Here is a 16,977-nt window from a genome sequence, read left to right on the forward strand (position 1 = left end):
TCCCAATGCCGGAACCAATTGGCATCCATCCACCTTCCCCGGTCGACACCGACGGGTCCATCGTGGCGTGCGACGGGTGGGCGCGCTTACTCTCGTTTGCTGTCCGTCACCCGATCCTCGTGCTGCTCACAGGACCTGACCCACCTCGGTACGCGGGAGCAGGTCCGCACGAATGACTGGCTCATCGGCCGACCCGGTCGATGGGTGCGGAAAGCGCCGCAGCAACCCCAGGGCGGACACGTCGACCGGCGGTATTCGCCGCTGCGGCAATTGGCGAGAGGCTGTGCTTTCGAGAAATCAGCAACATTTCTCAGGCCGGCGTCAGACACGACGGACGGGACGCACCGAGGGTGCGGACGAGGCCGGCCGAGACCTCACACCAGCGACGCCACCGCACGCGCTCGCACGCGCTTTCAACGGACGGAGTACTACCGATGGCGGACCGCCCGCATGGATCGCCCGGCAGCGTGTCGCTCGACGACCTCTGGTGGGAGGCAGCCGGGCCACCGGAGAGCGAGGAGGACGAGGCCGAGGGTTTCCTCACGCTGGGTGGGCAGTCCCTCGCCGCCCTCCGGTTCGTGGCCGCGGCGCGGGAGCGGTTGGGCCAGGAGATTCCGCTGGCCCTGTTGATGCGTGACAACGCGTCTCTGGCTGAGGTGCGAGCACAGGCCGTTCCCGCGCCGGCGCCCGCCCCCGCGGAGCAGCGCCGCGCCCACGACCGCTCGCCGCTGGCCCCCAGCCAGCGCCGGCTGTGGGTGCTGAGCCGGCTGCACCCCGAGTCGGCCGCCTACAACGTGGTGACGGCGCTGCGCCTGCGCGGCCATCTTCAGGTCGACGCGCTGCGCGCCGCTCTTCGTGACGTCGGAAGGCGCCACGACGCGCTGCGCGCGTGGGTCACCGACGCGCCGGAGTTGCGGTACGACGACGGTGCGCGGCCGGAGTTGGCGGTCGAGGAGGCCGACGGTGTGCTCACCGACCCGGCGGTCGCGGAGTTCGTACGCCGGGTCGCGGCGGTCACGATCCCGATGGACGAAGCGCCCATGCTGCGGGCGGGGTTGCTGCGCTCGGCCGACACCACGGACGCGTGCCTGGTGCTCTCGATGCATCACATCATCTCCGACCAGGCCACGGCGGACATCGTCGTGGCCGATCTTGCCACCGCGTACGCGGCCCGCTCGGCCGGGAAGGCACCCACCTTCGATCCCGCCCCCAGCTTCGCCGAGTACGCCGAGGCCGAGAACCGGCTGGTGGGCGGCACCGCCTGGCGAGCCGACCTGCGTTACTGGCAGGACCTGCTGGCCGAGGTGCGGGACACGCCAAAGTTGCCGGTCGCTCAGCCGATGGCCCCCTCGTTGCGCGGCGCGAAGCAGGAGGTGGCGCTGGGTGCCGAGCGGACGAGCCGGGTGGATCGGTTCCTGCGTACACACGGATTCACTCCGGTGGTGCTCCTGCTGGGTTGCCTGGCCGTGGTCCTGACGCGCTGGAGCGCGACGGAGCAGGTGGTGATCGGTATGCCGGCCAGTCGGCGCCGCACGGAGACGGAGCACCAGGTGGTCGGCTTCCTGATCGAGACCGTCCCGCTGGTGTTGGAGACCGGTGGTCGCTCCGATCTGCTCGACGTCCTGCGTCATGTCCGCGACCGCCACGTCGGCGCCATCACTCACGCCACCCCGACCTTCGACGCCCTGCTCGCCGAGCTGAACCTGCCCGTACGTCCTTTCGGCAATCCGTTGTTCCAGGTCTGGTTCAACGACCTCACGCAGAGCGCTGAGCTGCCCCGCCTTCCGGATGTCGAGGTGCGGGCGCAGCCGGCGCCGGGAACGGGTGCGCTGTTCGACCTCAACCTCTACCTGCACCGCGACGCCGACGGGTTCCGCCTCGAGCTGGTCCGCGCCGAGGACCGGGTCCGGACAGGTGTGGCCCGGGAGCTGCTCGATCAGTGCCTGCTCGTCCTCGACCAGATGCTGATCGACGCCCACGTGTCGCCGCGGGCGGTCTCCCTGGTCAGCGCGGACCGGCGGGCGCACTCGCCGTTGGCCGATCCGGCACCGGCCATCGCAGGTGCCGACGCCTGGTCGCCGGCGCGGGCCCTGCGCGGCAGCGGTGACGACACCGCGCTGCACACGGTCGAGGGTCCACTGAGCTACGGCGTGCTCGACGCCGCCGTCGAGGACCTTCGTGCCCGGCTGAGCGCCGCCGGTGTCACGCCGGGGCAGGTGGTGGAGATCCGGGGCCGCCGCAGCGCTGGTCTGGCCACGGCGCTGCTCGCCGGCTGGCGCGCGGGGGCGGTGCTCGCGTTGGTCGACGCGGCCCTACCCGAAGCTCGCCTGGCCGAACAGCAGCAACAGCTCCAGCCTGCGGCCGTGATCGACGTACCGTCGGAGCCGCGAGCGGCGCCCGCGCTCCGCAGCGGCGTGCCGGAGCCGCGGACGCTGCCCGGCGCGAGTCACATTCTGTTCACCTCGGGCAGTGGCGGACGCCCGGCCGGCGTGGTGGTCGGTCCGCAGCCGTTGAGCGCGGCGCTTGCCTGGTACGGGGCGACGTTCCGGCCGACCGCCGCGGACCGGTTCGCGCTCGTCGGCGGGATCGGTCACGACCCGGTGCTGCGCGATCTGCTCGTCGCACTGCACGCCGGGGCGAGCGTCGCGGTACCCCCGGAGGCGGTGCTCGCCGACCCGGCCGCACTGCTGCGCTTCCTCGCCGATCAGCGGGTCACCGTGCTGCACGGCACCCCCGGGCTGTTGGAGATGCTCGTCGCGGCGCACCACTCCGCGCCCCAGGTCCGGTTGGACATGCTGCGGCTCGTGCTCAGTGGGGGCGCACCACTGACCGCCGGGCTGGTCCGGCGGCTGCGGAAGCTGACCCCGGCCGCCGTGGTCAACGGCTACGGCACCACCGAGACGCCGCAGCTGGCCGCCTGCCACCAGGTGATCGGTCACGGCGAGTCCGCCGAGGAGGCGCTGTCACGGTGGGCCGACGACGAGGTGCTGCCGCACGGGCGCGGCGTGGCGGGCAACGAGCTGCTGGTCCTGGCGGACGACGACCGGGACGTCGGAACAGGTGAGCCGGGCGAGATCGTGGTGACGGGTCCCCTGCTCGCCGAGGGATACCTGGACGACGGTCGACCTGCGGACCGCTTCGTCACCGGCCCGGACGGTCGACCGGCCTTCCGGACCGGCGATGTCGGCCGCGTCGACCCGGACGGCGGGGTCCAGTTCGTCGGCCGGCGGGACCGCCAGGTCGACGTCGACGGTCACCGCCTGGACCTGGCCGAGGTGGAGAGCGCCGCGCTGCGCGCGGGTCCGGTGGCACAGGCCGTCGCCGGGACCATCGCCACCGCGGCCGGACCGGTCCTGGCCCTGCAGGTCGTCCCCCGGCCCGAAGCCACGATCGACCCGCAGGCGCTGCGATCGCACCTGCTGTCGCTGCTGCCGAGGCACGCCATGCCTGCCCGGATCGACATCCGGCACCGCCTCGCCACCAGCGCCAACCACAAGGTGGTGTTCCACCCCACCGAACTCTCACCCACGGACACCGGCGACACGGCGGTCCGGCAGCGTGGCCGGGACGTCCCGGCCACCGACACCCAACGCTGGCTGGGCGATCTCATCGCCGGGGTCATCGGCCGGCAGATCGGTCTCGACGAACACTTCTTCGAAGCCGGTCTCACCTCGATGAGGCTGCTGCAGGTGCACGCGCTGCTGGCCGATGCGATGCCCGATCCGCCTCCGGCAACGGCGTTCTTCGCACATCCGACCGTTCGCCAGGTCAGCGCGCTGCTCGCCGGAGCGGACGCGGCTGCCGGGCCGATGGCGCCCCTGCGTTCCGCGGCCGGGCTCGGGAGTGCCGGTGACCGACGCCGGGCCGTCCGAACCCAGTTGAACCAGGACCGGAAAGGGAGGTCGGGGGATGACCGATGAACTCGAGCCCATCGCGGTGATCGGCATGGCCGGGCGGTTCCCGGGCGCCGACGACGTGGAGCAGCTCTGGCAGAACCTCAGCGCGGGTCGGGAGTCTGTCCGCTTCCCGTCGGAGGACGAGCTGCTGGCTGCCGGAGTTCCCCGCTCCACCCTGGACGATCCGACGTACGTGCGGGCGGTCGCCGAAGCCGCGCAGCTGGACATGTTCGACGCGGCGCTGTTCGGGATGACCGCGCGGGAGGCACGCACCAGCGACCCGCAGTTGCGGCTGTTCCTGGAGACGGCGCACGCCGCCGTGGAGAACGCGGGCTACGACCCGGACTCCGTGACCGACGTGGGGGTCTTCGGCGCCGCCGGCACCAACCGGTACGTCGACCTCTACCTGCGCCCGAAGCCGGGGACGCCCACGGGCATCACCGGACTCGCGGTCGGCACCTGGAACAACCTTGGCTCGCTGGCCACCATGGTGTCGTACAAGCTGGATTTCACCGGGCCGGCGATGAGTGTGCAGACCGCGTGCTCCAGCTCGCTGGTCGCCATCCATCAGGCGGTGGCCGCCATCCGCAACGGGGAGTGCGAGATCGCTCTCGCCGGCGGCGTCGAGGTCGAGATGCCGGTGACCCACGGGTACCGGTGGGCGATGGACGGACCGTTCAGCCGGGACGGGCACTGCCGGCCGTTCGACGCCGCCGCCAGCGGCACGATCTTCGGTAGCGGCGTGGGTGTCGTGGTGCTCAAGAAGCTCTCCCAGGCGCTCACCGACGGTGACGCGGTCCGGGCCGTCGTGCGGGCCACCGCCGTCAACAACGACGGCGCCCGGAAGGTCGGTTTCACCGCCCCCGGCGTGACCGGCCAGACCAACGTGGTGCTGGAGGCCATGATGATGGCCGGGGCGGACGTGAACCACGTGGGGCTGGTCGAGGCGCATGCCACCGGGACGATGCTCGGCGACCCGATCGAGGTCGCGGCCCTGCTGGCCGCGTACCGCCGACTGGGGCACCCGGGTGACGGCACCGTGGCCCTCGGCTCCGTCAAGGCCAACGTCGGTCACCTGGGGCACGCGTCGGGTGTCACCTCGTTCATCCGCGCCGTGCTCAGCCTGGAGCGGGAGCGGATCGCGCCCACCATCAACGTGAGCGCCGTCAACCCCAAGCTCGAGCTCGACGGCTCGCCCTTCCACCTGCCGAGCGAACCCACCCCCTGGCCGCGCCGCTCCGACCGGCCCCGGCTGGCCGCCGTCAGTTCCCTCGGCATCGGCGGGACCAACGCCCACGCGGTGCTGCAGGAAGCGCCCCTACGGGTGGCCGAGCCCGCCGTCGCCCGGCCTCGCCTGCTGGTCTGGTCAGCAGCGACGACCAGCGCCCGGGACACCTACCAGGAACGGCTCAGAAGCCATCTGGCCGACCACGGTGAGCGGACCTTCGCGGCGACCGTCTCGACGCTTCAACACGGCCGCCGCGCCTATCCGCACCGGGCCGCCCTGCTGGCCGAAACCGCCGCGGAGGCGGTCACCGGCCTCGCCGCGGGCGACGTCAACTCCGTGGTCCGGGGCTCCGGAGACCGGCGGGAACTGGCCTTCCTCTTTCCGGGGCAGGGCGCTCAGCACGCCGGCATGGTGCAGGACCTGTATCAGCAGGAGCCACGCTTCGCCGAGGCGCTCGACGAGACGCTGCACCTGTTCTCGGCGGCCGGCACGGACGTCGCGCACGCCTGGCGTACGGGCGACGACACCCAGTTGGCGGCCACCATCGTCGCGCAGCCGCTGCTGTTCGCGGTGGAGTACGCCCTGGCGCAGCTGTGGCGCTCCTGGGGCGTCGTGCCGCACCGCCTCCTGGGCCACAGCATCGGCGAGCTCACCGCGGCGGCGGTCGCCGAGGTCGTCAGTCTCTCCGACGCCGTCGCGCTGGTGGCGATCCGTGCGCGGGCGATGAACCGGATGCCGGCGGGTGGCATGCTCGCGGTCGCCGCCAACTCCGACGACCTGGCCGACCTGCTGTCGGTGGAGGTCGGGATCGCGGCGGTGAACGGGAGCCGACAGACCGTGCTGGCCGGTCCGCGCGACGCGCTGGAAGGCCTTGCCGGCACGTTGCGGGAGCGCGGCCTGCGCAGTCGGCCGATCCGCACCGCGCACGCCTTCCACACGGAGGCCATGCGGGAGGCGGCCGACGAGTTCCGCTCCGCTTTCGGCGACGTCGCGCTGCGCGCGCCGCGTATCCCCATCGTCTCCGCCGCCACTGGCGCGACGATGACCGCGCAACAGGCGACGGACCCGACGTTCTGGGCCGATCAGCTCGTCGATCCGGTGCTTTTCGGACCCGCGCTGGAGCATCTGCTCGCCCAGGGGCCGCAGATGCTGATCGAGGTGGGGCCGGGCCAGACCCTCACGTCGTTGAGCCGGTCGCACCGCGCCCTGGCCGACGGGGGCCACCTGGCTGTGGCGTCCCTGCCGCCCCGACGTCCGAACCCGGGCGAGGACCAGAGTGCGGTTCTGCGTTCCCTCGCTGCCGTCTGGACCGACGGGCACGACGTGGACTGGAACGCGGTGGGTCACGGAGAACAGGTCGTCCGTACGCCGCTGCCGGTCTACCCGTACCAGCGGGAGCGGTTCTGGGCGGACCCGTCCGCGACCGCTGCGGTGGAGGGAACGTTCCCCGCGCCCGACAACCCACCGACGTCCGAGAGGGATCACAGCGTGGCGGCACCCGACACAGACGACCCGACGGAGGAGCAGTTGACCGGCGACACCCCCGTGGACGAGTCCCCGTTTTCGGTGCCCTGCTGGATACCGGCGCCCCACCGAGCGGACGGCAGCCCCGACACCGCGCCGTACGCGCTGTTGCTGGCCGAGGAGGACCGGGCACGCGATCTGACCATTGCCCTGCAACGGGCCGGGATCAGGATGGTGCCCGTCCCGGCCACCCGGGAGTCCGGCTCGACCGAGCGCTCCTTCCACCTCCCCGTCCGACGTCAGGCTGAGCTGGGTGACCTGCTGCGGGACGTCGCGGCTGCCGGCCGGCAGCCGCTCATGCTGGTGCACGCGTGGGGTCTTTCCGGTACGGCTGCCGAACGCACCGATGTCGCCGCGCTCCAGCGCCCCTTCCGACAGCTGCACGAGGTGGCGCGGCTGGTGTCCCGGGTCTCCGGTGTGGCCGACAGGGCTCGGATCGTCGTACTGACCCGCCAGGCCGTCGACATCAGCGGCGCCGAGGGCGTACGCCCGGAGCACGCCCTGCTGCCGCCCTTGGCCGCGACGATCGCGGAGGAGGACCGGCGACTCACCATACGACTGATCGACCTCGGCGGGCGGGTAGCCGACGACGATCTCGCCGCGGAGCTGGCGGACCAGGACGGATCGCCGGTCGTCGCACTGCGCGGCGAACTCAGGTGGGTGCCCGCCGAGCGGCGGCTCGAGGTGGTCTCCGGTACGTCACCGACGGTCCGGCGTAACGGCGTGTACCTGATCACCGGCGGCGGTGGAGGGCTCGGCATCGAGGTGGCCCGCGGGCTCGCGAGGACCGGTCAGCAGCCGGTTCTCGTCCTGGTGGGGCGCAGCGGGTCGGTGTCGGGCGAGGTGGTCGAAGAACTCGGCGCGCTCGGCGCGACGGTGGAGGCCCACGGCTGCGACGTCGCGGACGCCCCCGCACTGGGTCACCTGGTCGACGAGGTGACCAGCCGGTGGGGGCCCGTCAATGGCGTCCTGCATCTGGCCGGCCGGATCGGCTCCGGCACGGTCCAGTTCACCGACGCGGCGGACAGCGAGGCGACGTTCGCGCCCAAGATGGCCGGTGCGCTGAGTCTCGAGTCGGTCTTCGCCAAACGCCAACGGCTGGACTTCTTCGTCTGCTTCTCCAGCAGGGCCGCGCTGGGAGGTCAGTCGGGGGGTGCCGACTACGCCGCGGCCAACGCCTATCTGGACACCTTCGTGCGCGACACGCCTCTCGTCGCGGATCGCCTGCTGAGCATCGACTGGCCGGCGTGGCGAAGCGTGGGCATGGCTGCGGGCGGAATGCTCCTCTCCGCCGCGGGAAAGGCTCCGGCTCGCCGGTGGCAGACGGTGCTGAGCGCGGAGAACGACCCGGCGACCGACGAACACCGGCTGGGCGACGTGCCGGTGGTGCCGGGCACCCGACACCTCGACCTGGTCGTCGACGCCTTCCGGGCCGAGATCCTGGACGGGGCGGACGAGCCGGTCCGGCTGAACGACGTCGTGTTCCAGCGGATGCTGGAGCTGACCTCGCCGCGGCGGGTGGAGGTGGCCTTCCACCCGGACGGTGAGAACTGGACCTTCGCGGTCTCCTCGGCACCGCTGACCACGTCCTCCCCCACCGACGTGCAGACCCACGTACGAGGGCGGGTCGCCGCGTGGCGGCCTGACGCGGACGCTCCGGCACCGCGCCACGTCGACCTGGCGGAACTGCGCGCCACGTTGACCGAGCACCGCCCCCTGCCACCGTTCGGCACCGACCGGCAGGCCTTCACGCTGGGCCCGCGCTGGCGCACCTATCAGCAGGTCCAGGCCCACCCGGCCGGTGACAGCCAACTGCTCGTCCTGGCGCTGCCCGAGGAATACCAGGACGAGGCCCTTCGACACGCGGTCCACCCGACGTTGATGGACGCCGCCACCACGTCGGTACGGGACCTGGACAAGGACGACATCCACGTCCCCTTCATGTACCGCTCGATGGTGGTGCACGGCCGGTTGCCGGGTCGCATCCTCAGTCACATTCGCCGCCGGCCGGACGCCCCGGCCAACAGCATCATGGCGGACCTCGACGTCCTCGACGAGGACGGCACCGTGCTGGTCGAGGTGCGGGGCTTCACCATGCGCCGCGCCACCGATCCGGCCGCCCTGGTGTCACCTCGGGGGGCCGACGGCGCCGCCGAGAGCGTGGGCATTCCGCCCGAGATCGGTGTCGACCTGTTGATGACCCTGTTGGCGGCGCGCACACCCCGACAGGTGGCGGTCCGCCGGTTCCGCGACGGTCGTCCCGAGCCGTCGTCCGCGGACCTGTGGACGACGGCGGCGCGGGAGGAGACGCGGGCACGGCGGCCGGTGCCGGTTCCTCGGCCACCCACACCGGCGACCGGCCGGCACGGCCCGTCCACGCCAGCGGGCGCCATCCCGACGGCGACGCCGGCACCGGCGTCCGCCATCGCCGAGCCGCCACCGGCGCCGACGATCGCCGAGCCGCCACCGCCACCGGCACCGGCACCGGCACCGGCACCGGCCGAGCTGGCCGACCAGGTCCGCGAACTGTGGACGGCTGCGACCGGCGTCGTCGACCTCGGCGACGACCAGGACTTCTTCGCGCTGGGCGGCGACTCGCTGATCGCCGTGGAGCTGATGTCACAGGTCCGGGACCGCTTCGGTGTGGACCTAAGCATCGGCGCCATCTTCGACTATCCCACCCTCGGCAGCTTCATCGAGGAACTGCGCCGACTGGGAGCGGGCCGATGACGCGGCGGCAGGGTCGGGGGTGCCGGCGGTGACGGCCGAGCACCTGCTCCGCCTCGGCGGCAGCGACTGGTCGATCTGGAAGCAGTCGGTGCTGCGAAGCGCCGGCTTCCCGGCGGCCGAGGTCGACCGCCTCAGCAACGTCGAGCTGGCGTCGGCGGCCGACCGGTCCACGACGGGCGAGGGCAGCCGCGAGGACTACCAGGCCGCCTATGAGCGCGCGACGGCCCAACTGTCGGAGCAGATCCGCCACATCGCCCGCGACCCGGCGTTCCGCGAGGCGGTGGCCTGGCAGAACCGGGCACTCATCGCCGACTGTGTCGACAAGGCCGCAGCCGGGGAACCGCGCAACGTCCGGGGCCGCAACCACGAGTCGGCGATCGCCAGCTACTGGCAGCGCTACTGCGTCAAGAACGACACCATCGGCTTCTTCGGTCCGGTCGGCTGGGCGCACTGGTCCGCCGACGACGCGGCGACACACGTCACGCCCGGCCCCGACCTCCTCGCCCGACGCACCACCTACTTCGAGGTCTGGGCGGTGGACGCCGTCGCGCATGCCTTGGAGCAGGACCCGCAGCTGTTGCCGTGGCTGCCGCCCCGCCGGGTCAGCTCGTTCGACCTCGTCGGCCGGACGCTGCACCGCAGCAGCCGGCCGCCGGTTCAGCTGACCGAGGCGGAGGCCGAGCTCATCGACCTCTGCGACGGCGTGCGGACCGCCCGGGAGATCGCCGACGATTTCCTCTGGTCGGGCCACCCCGAGTTCCGCACCGAGCAGGACGTCTTCGACCAGCTCGTCACACTGCGGGAGCGCGGGCTCCTGCACCTCGGCCTGGAGGTGGCGGTCTCCGCCCACCCCGAGCGGGAGCTGATCGAGCGGCTCGACCGGGTGGGCGACCCGGTGGTGCGCAGGGAGGTCCTGAACCGCGTGGGCCGCCTTCTGGACGCCCGGGACGCGGTCGCCGCGGTGGCCGGCGACGAGGCGAAGCTCGTGGTCGCGCTGCAACACGCCGCCGGGGTGTTCGAAGAGATCGCCGGGGTGCGGGCGGCCCGGCGGCCGGGGCAGACCTACGCCGGACGCACCATCCTCTACGAGGACACCGTGCGCGACGTGGACGTCCGCCTCGGCGCCACGGTCCTCGACGCGCTGGCCCCACCGCTGGCGCTGCTGCTGCAGAGCGCGCGCTGGTTCGTCGCCGAGGTGACGCGCGAGTACCGCACGATCTTCGACGACGCGTACGAGGCGGTGCGCGCGCGCTCGGGCGACACCCCGCCGTCGCTGGCGGCGGTCGTCGCGGCCGCCACCCCGCAGTTGGCCTTCTCTCTCCGGGAGCTGCCACGACCGGTGGCGAGGGTCGCCGCGGAACTTCAACGCCGGTGGCAGGAGATCCTGCGGCCCCCCGTCGACACGCCCTGTCACCGGGTGCGCGCCGAGGACATCGCGGATCGGGTCGCCGAGCTTTTCGCGGCCCCGGAGCCGGCCTGGGCGGCTGCCGTCCACCACGCTCCGGACCTGATGATCGCCGCCGACGGGCCCGAGGCGCTGGCCCGCGGCGAGTTCCTGCTCGTCCTCGGCGAGCTGCACCTGGCATCGAACACCGTCGAGAGCCGCCTCTTCGTCGAGCAGCACGAGGATCCGTCCTGGCTGTTCCGGGCGGACGAGGCGGACCACGGCGACCGACGAATCTACCTGTCCTCGCCGAAGCACTGGCAGGCGACGAACTCCCGCACCTACCCCCCGTCGGCGTTGCTGTCGCCCCGGTACACGTACTGGTCGCTGCACCCGGACGCCGGCGGCACCCCGGGGGAGCCGCTGCCGGCGGCACGCCTCGTGGTGGAGCGCACCGACGGCCGACTGGCGGTCCGCACCCGCGACGGTGTCCGGCGCTTCGACCTGCTCGAAGTGGTGGGCGAGCTGCTCTCGGCCGCCACGGTGAACGGGTTCAAGCCGCTGCCACCCGCTGCGCACCGGCCCCGCATCGCCATCGATCGGCTCGTGCTCGCGCGCGAGTCGTGGACGCTGGACGCCACCGACCTACGATGGGCGTCCATCAAGAAGGAGCCGGACCGCTTCCTGGCGGCTCGCGCCTGGCGCGCCGAGCTGGGCCTGCCGGAAAGAGCGTTCTACAAGGTACCGGTCGAGGACAAGCCGGTCTTCGTCGACTTCACCAGCCTGGTGTTGGTGAACCTGTTCGCCAAGGCGGTACGGCGGACGGCCGAGGCGCGGCAGACCACTTTCACCGTCTCCGAGATGCTGCCGGACGTCGGCCAGACCTGGCTGACCGACGGTCACGGCGCTGGCTACACGACGGAGGTGCGGATCGTGGCTGTCGACCCGGCCGCCGGCGCGAATTCCACCGATCCTCGCACCGGAAGGGGGGAATAGGTGCTCGACGAAGAGCTGATCAACTATCTCCGTCAGCTGCTGCCCGATTACATGGTGCCGGCAGCGGTCGTGACGCTGGACGCCCTGCCGCAGACGCCGAACCACAAGGTGGACCTCAACGCTCTGCCGGCGGTCACTGTCGAGTCCCGTGCCGACGGTTCGCCCCGCGACGACCTGGAGCGGAACCTGGCCGGGTTCTGGGGGCAGCTGCTCAATCGCGACCAGGTGGGCATCCACAACGACTTCTTCCGAACTGGCGGCAACTCACTGCAGGTGATGCGGGTGATCGCGCACGTGCGCAAGACGTACGGGGTCGGTGTGCCCGCCAGTTACCTGTTCGAGCAGCCGACCGTGGCGGCCCTCGCCGCGCGGGTACGGGAAGCGTTGGCCGCGGGACCGGCCGACGCGGGAAGGCAGGACTCGTGAGGTCGACCACCGAGCCGTCGTTCGGGCAGGAGCGGATCTGGCTCCTGGAGCAGCTGCTGCCGGACACGGTGATGCATCACCTCACCATGGCTTACGAGATTCGGGGGCCGCTCGACCCGGCGGTGCTCAGCCGCGCCGCCGAAGCCGTCGTGGAGCGGCACGCGCAACTGCGCACCACCTTCCACGAACGCGACGGCCGTCCCTTCGTGACGGTGCACGACAGCGCGCCACCTGTGCTGCGCGTGGTCCCGGTGGCGTCGCTCGACGAGTGGGCGGGCCGGGCCGAAGAAGAAAGAGCCGTGCGGTTCGACCTCTCCGAGCTACCGCTGATGCGGATCACCCTCTACCCGATCGCCGACGACCACCACGTCCTTCTCATCGTCCTGCACCACATCCTCACGGACGGGGCGGGCATGGGCGTGCTCCTCGACGAGCTCTCCGACGCGTATGCCGCGCTGCACGACGGCGGCCGGTGGCAGCCGGCGGATCTGCCGACCACCTATCAAGAGCACGTGGCGCAGGAACGGACAGCTGCGACGGACGGCTCCTGGGCGAAGGACCTCGCCTACTGGCGCGAGCGCCTGCACGACGCCCCTGCCGTTTTCACGATGCCGGGCGCGGCCCCGCGCCCGAGTCGACCGACGCTGTCGGCGCACGTGGCGCAGGTGTCGCTCACCGATGCCGACGTCACCGCGCTGCAGGAGTTCGCCCGTCGACACCGGGTGTCGCCGGCGATGGTTCTGTCGGCCGCGTGGGTGGCCACCCTGAGCCGACACTGTGGGGACCGGGACATCCTGGTGGGCACCTCGGTGTCCGGACGCGACCGGGCGGAACTCCGAGGGCTGATCGGGCTCTTCATGAACGTGGTGACACTGCGGGTGCAGGCGCCCGCCGGCACGAGCTTCGCCGACCTGGTCACCCGGGTACGCGACGAGACACTCACAGCCATGGTGCACCGGCGTCCACCGTTCGCCGCGGTGGTGGCCGAACTGGGCCGCGAGCGGAGCCTCGCGTACAACCCGGTCTACCAGATCCTGTTCAACAACGCCTCACGGTCGGCGCAGGCGTTCGCCGGCGTGCCCGAACTGACCTCTCGGCGGCTGCCGTTGGCCTCCACGGCCCTCCAGACCGACCTCGAACTGGTCGTGGCTCCCGAAGCCGACCAGCGGACGCTGCTGAACCTGGAAGCCAGCGCGGACATCTACGAAGAGGCCACCGCCGCCCTCCTGCTGGAGCACATGGTCAACCTCCTCCGCCACGGAATGGCCGCGCCGGACACCCCGGTGGACCAGCTCAGCCTGGTGACCGAGGAGCAGCATCGGGACCTGCTCCGCCTCTGCGCGCCGCCACGCACTCCCCTGCCCGACGTGGGCAGCGCCCTGGAGCTGATGCTCGCCTCGATCGACAAGAATCCCGACGCGCCCGCGGTGCACAGCGGGAGTCGCCGGTTCACCTACGCCGAGCTGGGGCGGCACGCCGGGCAGCTCGCCGAGCGGCTGGCGCGGGAGGGGGTGACCCGCGGCGACGTGGTCGCCGTCCACCTCGACCGGTCCGTCGAGGCCCTGCTCGCGATACTGGCGAGTTGGCAACTCGGCGCGGCGTACCTGCCCGTGGATCCGACGTACCCCCGTCGCCGGGTCGAGTTCATCCTGCGCGACGCGCGGGCTCAGGTGATCGTCTCCGGCCCGGGCACCGCGCCGGACACCTTCGCCGCCCTCGGCACCCGGGTCGTCGTGGTGGACGAGGTCGACGGCGACGCCGCGGACGGCCCGCCGCTGACCGTCAGCGCGGGGGGCGACGGCGAGGACTCCGCGTACGTCATCTACACCTCCGGCTCCACCGGCCAGCCCAAGGGCGTGAACGTGCCGCATCGCGCGGTGGTGAACTTCCTGACCTCGATGGCGGAGCGCCCGGGGCTGACCCACGACGACGTGATGCTCGCACTGACCAGCCCGTCCTTCGATATCTCCGTGCTGGAGCTGCTTCTGCCCCTGATGGTCGGCGCACGGATCGCGCTCGCCTCGACGGAGGACGCACGTGACCCCCAACGTCTGCTCGACCTGGTCACCAACGAACGGGTGACCGTGATGCAGGCGACTCCGGTGACCTGGGACGCCGTCCTGGCCCTGGCCCCGGCGCACCTGCGACTGCGCCTGGCGCTCTGCGGCGGCGAGGCGCTCACCCGCCCGTTGGCCAACCGGCTCTGCGCGGTCGCCTCCCAGGTGTGGAACATGTACGGCCCGACGGAGACGACCGTCTGGTCGCTGATCGCCCCGGTACGTCCCGGACCTGACGACGAGGTCGTGCCGATCGGCCGCCCGATTCGCAACACCTCGGCCTGGGTGCTCAACCCCGACGGCGGTGTCCTGCCGGCCGGTGTGGTGGGCGAGCTGCACCTGGGCGGGAGTGGACTGGCGCTGGGCTACCGGGGTCGTCCGGGCCTGACGGACCAACGCTTCGTCGCCGGCCCTCCGGAGACCGGCACCGAGCGCCTCTACCGGACCGGCGACCTGGTCCGACTGCGTCTCGACGGCGACTTCGAGTTCCTCGGGCGGGCCGATTCGCAGGTCAAGATCCGGGGCCACCGGATCGAGGTGGACGAGATCGCCAGCCTGCTGCGCCGGCACGCCCGGGTGAAGGACGCCGTGGTGGTGGCCCGCGACGACGGTGCCGGCAACCGCCAACTGGTGGCCTACGTGGTACCCGCCGGGCTCAGCGCGCCGACTGCCCAGACAAACGAATCGAGATGACGATGCAGTCCACATGGCGGGTTCTCGCCCCCGGGCTCAGCGATCGCGTACTGCTCACCGTGGACTTCGGTCCCGGTCGTCGCGAGGCCGGCTTCAGTGATCTGGTCGCCAACCTCGCGCCGGAACCGGTCGTGTGGGAGCCGGTGTTCGCTCCGCAGACCGCTGACCCGGTCACCGGCACAGATCCGCACGGCTGCGTCAGTCGCTGGCTCGACGACGTCAGGAACGCCGGGCTGGAAGTCTGCGGGGTGCTCGGCTACTGCGCCGGGGGCGCGTTGGCCCGCCAGACGGCGGACCTGCTGCGCACGAGGGGCCTGCCTGAGCCACCGGTCGTGCTGCTCGACCCCAGTCACGTCGACGGCGACCTGATCCAGGAGCTCTTCGCCACGTCGGTGCAGGGTTATGCGGAGCTGCTGTCGGAGGACCAGATTCGGGCCGCCCTCGCTGCCGCGGCCGGTTTCACCGGCGCCCTCGGGTCGAACATCGGCACACAGGCTCCTGCGGAGCTCGCCGAGGCCATGCGCAGCCTCCAGGCCCTGTACGACGGCGTCGTGCAGACCGTGTGCGACATGTTGGACGCCGACGAGGAGGTGAGCCGCGGGTTCTCGGAGCGGTTCGCCGCCTTCCTCAGCTACCTGGTCACCGCCGGACGTGCGAGCGGGGCGCGGGGCGGCTCGGCGACGGTCATCGTGTCCGGAAACCACCACCTGCCCGACGGGTTCGGCGTCGAGAAGCACCGCCTCCCGGTGTCCCGCGCGGCACTGCTGGCCGACCCCGCCGTCGCCCGTATCGTGGCGGAGGCACTGCGGTAAGCAGCAAGCTTCGCGTCCACCACGACCTAGTACGCGAACCGACCAGCCGTCGCCGCACACCGCCGAGCTATCTGCCAACGCCTCCTTATCGAAACGGCTGCCGTAACCGGGTCCCCGGTCGCCGGTGGCGGAAGCCGCCGGGTCATCGCCGTGGCGCTGGCCATCGTAGGATTGGATCGACTCCGACCAGTGATCGGGCGATCTCAAGTGAGCCGCCCTCGCCTGATTGAGGGTTGCTCACGGGTCGCGCAGAACGTGGAGCACTCTCGCGGAAGTTCCCTGTCGGGAGGTGATTGCCCTACAGAGGAAACCGACACTGATCGAGGGTTCGTAGCCATGCCAGCGACGTCACCAGTTAGCCTCATTTGCGCTAGTCAAGTTCGGTCACGGGGCTGCGCGGGCGGCCCTGATTCAGGCACACCGACGGCTGTGGTTGCTCACACGCGAGTTCGAAGACGACTCGCAGACGGGACACAGAGGCGGATGCCCAACTGGTACGTCGGTCCGACGGCCAGCGACACGTTTGCCTTCACGATGGATCACGATGCCACGACAGGCGACTGGCAGAGCTGCAGCACCGGGCATATGCGGTCTTCATCGACTGAAGATACTCGCCGGCAGGTCACCCTTGGCCGTCACTTTCCTTCATCATGAGGTCACGGCAATTCGGTCGACATTCGGCCCCCGGAGTGCCTGCGCCGCGCCGCGTCTCTCCTCGACGCGGATTCGGGCAGTCCACGGACAGCGGGCCGCTCAGTTGTTCAGCGCCAACCGCAGTTGCTGCCGATCCTGGCCGGCTTAGTCGGTGGCGTGGGCACTGACACTGGCTATTCGTCCGCGGGCCATACCTCGCGCACCTCGGCGTCGCGCCGTCTCCGCGGGTCCCGCACCTGATGCGGTTTGACCTTCTCGCCGGCCTGCGCAGGCAGTGGCCGCTTGAGGTGCCGAAGGACTCCAGCATTCCCATCGGCGACTCTCGACGACGGGGCGCGGGCCGACGGCCAGGTCCACGCCGCGCCGGTGCCCGTCGAACGACTTCAGCACCGACTGAACGGGGCCCGCGCCGACGCAGGTGTCGCTGATCAACGGGCTCAGTGGGCACCATCCGGACCCGAAGGTCGGACGCCTTTCACCAATGACCTGCCGGAGCTACTGACTCATTTACCCGGTGTTCATCATCGGTGCACCTGTATCGATGTCGAACGCTCGGCCAGTACGCCGATCACCGCTT

The 16,977-nt window shown here is 71.6% G+C and carries 6 protein-coding genes; all 6 read left to right on the forward strand.

Annotated features, from left to right (window positions below; translation table 11 throughout):
* Positions 1–434: 434 nt before the first annotated feature.
* From ABGB10_RS20030 to ABGB10_RS20055, 6 genes are read left to right on the forward strand one after another with little or no spacing between them, the layout of a single operon-like run.
* Positions 435–3,920 (forward strand): condensation domain-containing protein, encoded by a 3,486-nt coding sequence (locus tag ABGB10_RS20030; protein WP_347662377.1) that lies wholly within the window; start codon positions 435–437, stop codon positions 3,918–3,920.
* A complete protein-coding gene (locus ABGB10_RS20035) occupies positions 3,910–9,378 on the forward strand; it encodes an SDR family NAD(P)-dependent oxidoreductase (RefSeq protein ID WP_347662378.1) in 5,469 nt (1,822 codons plus the stop codon). Before ABGB10_RS20030 ends, ABGB10_RS20035 begins: the two co-directional genes overlap by 11 nt.
* A 28-nt stretch (positions 9,379–9,406) precedes the next feature.
* Complete coding sequence (locus tag ABGB10_RS20040) at positions 9,407–11,758, forward strand: lantibiotic dehydratase (protein ID WP_347662379.1); 2,352 nt, start codon at positions 9,407–9,409, stop codon at positions 11,756–11,758.
* Entirely contained in the window at positions 11,759–12,184 is a 426-nt protein-coding gene (locus tag ABGB10_RS20045; RefSeq protein ID WP_208648746.1) for a phosphopantetheine-binding protein, read from the forward strand.
* On the forward strand, positions 12,181–14,934 hold the full coding sequence (locus ABGB10_RS20050) for an amino acid adenylation domain-containing protein (RefSeq protein WP_347662380.1): 2,754 nt from the start codon (positions 12,181–12,183) through the stop codon (positions 14,932–14,934). The genes ABGB10_RS20045 and ABGB10_RS20050 overlap by 4 nt, the downstream gene beginning before the upstream one ends.
* Positions 14,931–15,746, forward strand: a complete 816-nt coding sequence (locus ABGB10_RS20055; protein WP_347662381.1) for a hypothetical protein — start codon at positions 14,931–14,933, stop codon at positions 15,744–15,746. The genes ABGB10_RS20050 and ABGB10_RS20055 overlap by 4 nt, the downstream gene beginning before the upstream one ends.
* Positions 15,747–16,977: the final 1,231 nt, after the last annotated feature.

The organism is Micromonospora sp. B9E7 (assembly GCF_039871815.1).
Taxonomy (GTDB): Bacteria; Actinomycetota; Actinomycetes; order Mycobacteriales; family Micromonosporaceae; genus Micromonospora.

What these genes read in the sequence shown, in the direction of transcription:
- ABGB10_RS20030 (WP_347662377.1), top strand. Translation starts at nt 435, where the DNA reads ATGGCGGACCGCCCGCATGGATCGCCCGGCAGCGTGTCGCTCGACGAC.
- ABGB10_RS20035 (WP_347662378.1), top strand. Translation starts at nt 3,910, where the DNA reads ATGACCGATGAACTCGAGCCCATCGCGGTGATCGGCATGGCCGGGCGG.
- ABGB10_RS20055 (WP_347662381.1), top strand. Translation starts at nt 14,931, where the DNA reads ATGACGATGCAGTCCACATGGCGGGTTCTCGCCCCCGGGCTCAGCGAT.